The sequence below is a fragment of the Catenibacterium sp. genome (genome assembly GCF_052354645.1).
GTDB classification, from domain to species: domain Bacteria; phylum Bacillota_I; class Bacilli_A; order Erysipelotrichales; family Coprobacillaceae; genus Catenibacterium; species Catenibacterium mitsuoka_A.
Map to the genome: position 1 here is coordinate 1 of NZ_DAWDDM010000178.1, position 4205 is coordinate 4205.

Consider the following 4205-nt stretch of genomic DNA (forward strand, 5'->3'; position numbering starts at 1 on the left):
TATTAATCTTTTAGGGGGGAATAACATGAATCAGACACAAGATTTCACTAAGGGTGTTTTCTGGAAACAGTTGCTTTTTTTCTTTTTTCCTATTCTTATAGGAAGTTTCTTTCAACAGTTATATAACACTGTTGATACAATCATTGTTGGACAAACAGTAGGCACAAGCGCACTTGCTGCAGTTGGTTCAACAGGAAACTTAACGAATTTAATCATTAACTTCTATGTAGGCTTATCTACAGGTGCTTCCGTAGTCATCGCCCAATACTATGGTGCACAAAATAATAAGAAAATTCATCAGGCAGTGCATACTTCTTATAGTCTTGCAATTGTCAGTGGCATACTCATGATGCTTTTTGGCTTATTCTTCTCATATCAGTGTTTAGATGCTATTGGTACACCACATGATATATTGAATGATGCCACTCTCTATATGCAGCTTTACTTCTTATGTATGATTCCAGGCGCAATCTACAACATCGGTGCAGGAATCTTAAGAGCAGTAGGGGACAGTAAAAGACCACTCTATTACTTAATTGTATGTAGTATTGTGAATGTCGTATTTGACTTTATCTTTGTAGTCATTTTCCATCAAGGTATTGCTGGGGCAGCTATCGCAACAGTCATTGCCCAGTTTGTCTGTGCCATACTTGTCACTATTCAATTAATGCGTACAAATGAAGTCTACAAGCTTACATTATCAAAGATGAAATTTCATCTACCTGTACTCAAGAAGATTATTATGATTGGTGCTCCTGCTGGAATACAGTCTACAATGTATAGTATCTCAAACATTGTCTTACAAAGTCATATCAATGCTTTTGGTACACAAACAATCGCTTCATGGTCAGTTTATGTAAAAATAGATGCCTTGTTCTGGATGATGATTGCGGCTATTGGTGCAGCAATCACAACATTTAGTGGACAGAACTATGGAGCTCATCTTCATGATCGTATTAAAAAGGGTACAAGAACAGCCCTTGCTATGGCTTTCATTATGACTATTTCAATCAGTACAATACTCTGTTTAACAGGCAGTTATATCACAAGATTATTCTCATCAGATCCACATATTATTGAAGAATGTTATAGCTTGATGCTGTTCTTAATGCCATTCTATTTCTTATATTGCTGTGTTGAAATATTCTCAGGTACTATGAGAGGATGTGGGGAATCCATTAAACCAATGATATTAGTATGCTTAGGTATATGTGTACTACGTATTGCCTGGCTCACATTCATTTCACCACACTATCCAACTATTAAAGGTGTTGTTGTCTCTTATCCAGTCACTTGGTTTACGACCTCACTACTCTTTATTATTTACTATAAACATTTCAAAAAGCATCATTTTGATGCCTAATCAAGGAACAAAGTCTCACTTTGTTCTTTTTTTAATACAATTTTAATAATATATTTTCATAGTGATAAAAATTCTTTGACATATATTAAGAATTGGTGTAATTTATAAACATAAAAGAAAAGGGGGATTCATGTGAAAGGATTTTTTGAAAATTTAGGTTTTTTTGCCAGTCGATTCAATCAGGCTATAGTGATTACGATTGAATTATCAATTATATCATTAGTAGCTGCGACTATTATTGGAATCATTGTTGGATTAGTCAATACTTCAAAAAGTAAGTCAGTGATCATGAAGATATTAAAATCAATCGCCAACCTTTATATTTATATCATTCGTGGTACACCAATGCTTGTACAAATATTGATTATATATTTTGGCTTGGGACAGATGTTAAGACCTACAGGATTTAGATGGTTAAATATTGGGGGTACTTTTACTGCTGGTACTGTTGCCCTATCACTTAATGCCGGTGCTTATATGGCAGAAATCGTCAGAGGTGGTATTGAAGCAGTAGACAAAGGACAGATTGAAGCAGCCAGATCGCTTGGCTTAACTTATGGTAAAACAATGAAGAAGATTGTCTTACCACAGGCTTTAAGAACGATGTTACCTTCAATCATCAATCAGTTCATTATTTCTATTAAGGATACTTCATTATTATCTGTTATTGGTCTAACAGAATTGACTAACGTTGGTAAAACAATTGCCGCAACGCAGTCAGCTCATATGATGGTTATTTATTGTTTTATGGCTTGTTATTATTTATTTATCTGTACAGTACTTGCACAGGTATCAAAAGTTGTAGAAAAGAGGTTATCTTATGGCAAATAAAAAAGTCTCTGTCAAAAACCTCAAGAAAAACTTTGGTTCTTTAGAGGTTTTAAAAGATATTTCTTTAGATATTAATGAAGGTGAAGTTATCTGTTTAATTGGTCCTTCAGGATCATGTAAATCAACATTCTTAAGATGTTTAAACCGTCTAGAAGATATTACAAGTGGTAGTGTTATCATTGATGGTGAAGATATCACAGATCCTAAACTTGATATCAGTAAGAAAAGAGAAAACATCGGAATGGTATTCCAGCATTTCAATCTTTTCCCACATATGACAGTTAAAGAAAATATAATGCTTGCACCTGTTGAACTTAAGAAGATGACAAGTGCAGAAGCAGAACAAACTGCTTATCAATTATTAGAACGTGTTGGTCTAAAAGATAAGGCTGACAGTTATCCAGCACAGTTATCTGGTGGTCAGAAACAAAGAGTTGCTATTGCGAGGGCCCTTGCAATGAAGCCTGATATTATGCTTTTTGACGAACCAACTAGTGCACTCGATCCAGAAATGGTTGGAGAAGTACTCGCTGTAATGAAAGATCTTGCAAGTCAGGGTATGACAATGGTTGTTGTCACTCATGAAATGGGCTTTGCGAGAGAAGTAGGTACTAAAGTTATATTCATGGATGGTGGATATATTGTAGAACAGGGTAATCCATATGATGTCATCAATCATCCACAGCAACAAAGAACAATAGATTTCTTAAACAAAGTATTATAAGGTATCAACACATAAGTGTAGATATATAAGGGAGGAAACGATTATGAAAATGAAGAAGTTCGGTGCTATTGTATTAGCAGGTTTAATGGCAGTTTCATTAGTGGGTTGTGGAGGAAATTCTAGTAGCAAGAATGAAGAAAAGACTTACATTATTGCGACTGATAAAACATATCCTCCATTCGAAATGGAAGATGATTCTGGTAAATTAGTTGGTGTCGATATGGACTTAATCAGAGCTATTGCCAAGGATCAGAAATTCAAGATTAAGATTAACTCATTAGGTTTTGATGCTGCATGTACAGCACTAGAATCAGGTGAAGCTGATGGTGTTATTGCAGGTATGTCAATCAATGATGAAAGAAAACAAAAATATGATTTTTCAGATCCATACTATGAAACAGGTGTTTCAATGGGTGTTGCAAAAAATTCAGGTATTAAAGGTTATGCTGATTTAAAAGGTAAAACTGTAGTTGCTAAAACATCTACTGCAGGATTAAAATATGCTCAGTCTATTAAAGATAAATATGGATTCAAACTAGAAGTCGTAGAAGAATCAACATTCATGTTTGAAAAAGTTAAATCTGGTGAAGCAGCTGCATGTTTTGAAGATTATCCAGTATTAAAATACATGGTTAAAACAGGTCAGTTAAACTTCGATATTCCTTGTGGTAAAGAAAGTCCAGCAAACTATGGTTTCGCAGTATTAAAAGGTGAAAACAAAGAATTATTAAAGAAGTTCAACAAAGGTTTAGCTAAACTAAAGAAGAACGGTGAATACGATAAGATTGTAGCTAAGTATGAATAAGACTTGTTAAAGAGTGATAAGATATATTTCTTATCATTCTTTTTTTATGATATACTTTGTCTATGAAAAAAATGAACTCTATACCACTTATTTGTGGTTTATTATCTATCGTAGTATTTTTAATCTATTTCTATAGTGCCAATCACGCTCCTTATTCTTATACAGATATCATCCTGATTGGTCCTGTATTTTCTTTTGTAGGACTCATCTTTTCTATTATTACTAGAAAAGAAAGAACACTTATTTGGTGGCTAGGCTTATTACTATGTATCTTAGGCTTTTTGGGATGTATCATGTTATTCATGATATTAGTAATGTTTCTAATCTCTTAGGAGGAAGTTATGAAGAAATTAATTAGATGTTTATTTATCGTATGTATATTATGTTTTTCTATTTCCCCTGTTTATGCAAGAGCGGGTGGCGGGGGTGGAGGATCAAGTGGAGGTGGTGGAGGAGGCAGTGGTTCTCCATCCCATCATTCT

Annotated in this window: 5 protein-coding genes; all 5 read left to right on the forward strand. The window is 34.2% G+C overall.

Annotated elements, in window-relative coordinates; genetic code table 11:
• The first annotated feature begins 25 nt into the window (after positions 1-25).
• Entirely contained in the window at positions 26-1363 is a 1338-nt protein-coding gene (locus ACT8VG_RS08060; RefSeq protein ID WP_444195581.1) for an MATE family efflux transporter, read from the forward strand.
• A 132-nt stretch (positions 1364-1495) separates the two neighbouring features.
• Complete coding sequence (locus ACT8VG_RS08065; protein ID WP_288706604.1) at positions 1496-2194, forward strand: amino acid ABC transporter permease; 699 nt, start codon at positions 1496-1498, stop codon at positions 2192-2194.
• Positions 2184-2918 (forward strand): amino acid ABC transporter ATP-binding protein, encoded by a 735-nt coding sequence (locus ACT8VG_RS08070; RefSeq protein ID WP_444195582.1) that lies wholly within the window; start codon positions 2184-2186, stop codon positions 2916-2918. Before ACT8VG_RS08065 ends, ACT8VG_RS08070 begins: the two co-directional genes overlap by 11 nt.
• A 43-nt stretch (positions 2919-2961) precedes the next feature.
• Positions 2962-3723 carry a transporter substrate-binding domain-containing protein gene (locus ACT8VG_RS08075; RefSeq protein WP_117459973.1) on the forward strand — a complete coding sequence of 254 codons (762 nt, stop codon included), beginning with the start codon at positions 2962-2964 and terminating at the stop codon, positions 3721-3723.
• 62 nt (positions 3724-3785) lie between these two features.
• Positions 3786-4055 (forward strand): hypothetical protein, encoded by a 270-nt coding sequence (locus ACT8VG_RS08080; RefSeq protein WP_226793649.1) that lies wholly within the window; start codon positions 3786-3788, stop codon positions 4053-4055.
• Positions 4056-4205 lie beyond the last annotated feature (150 nt).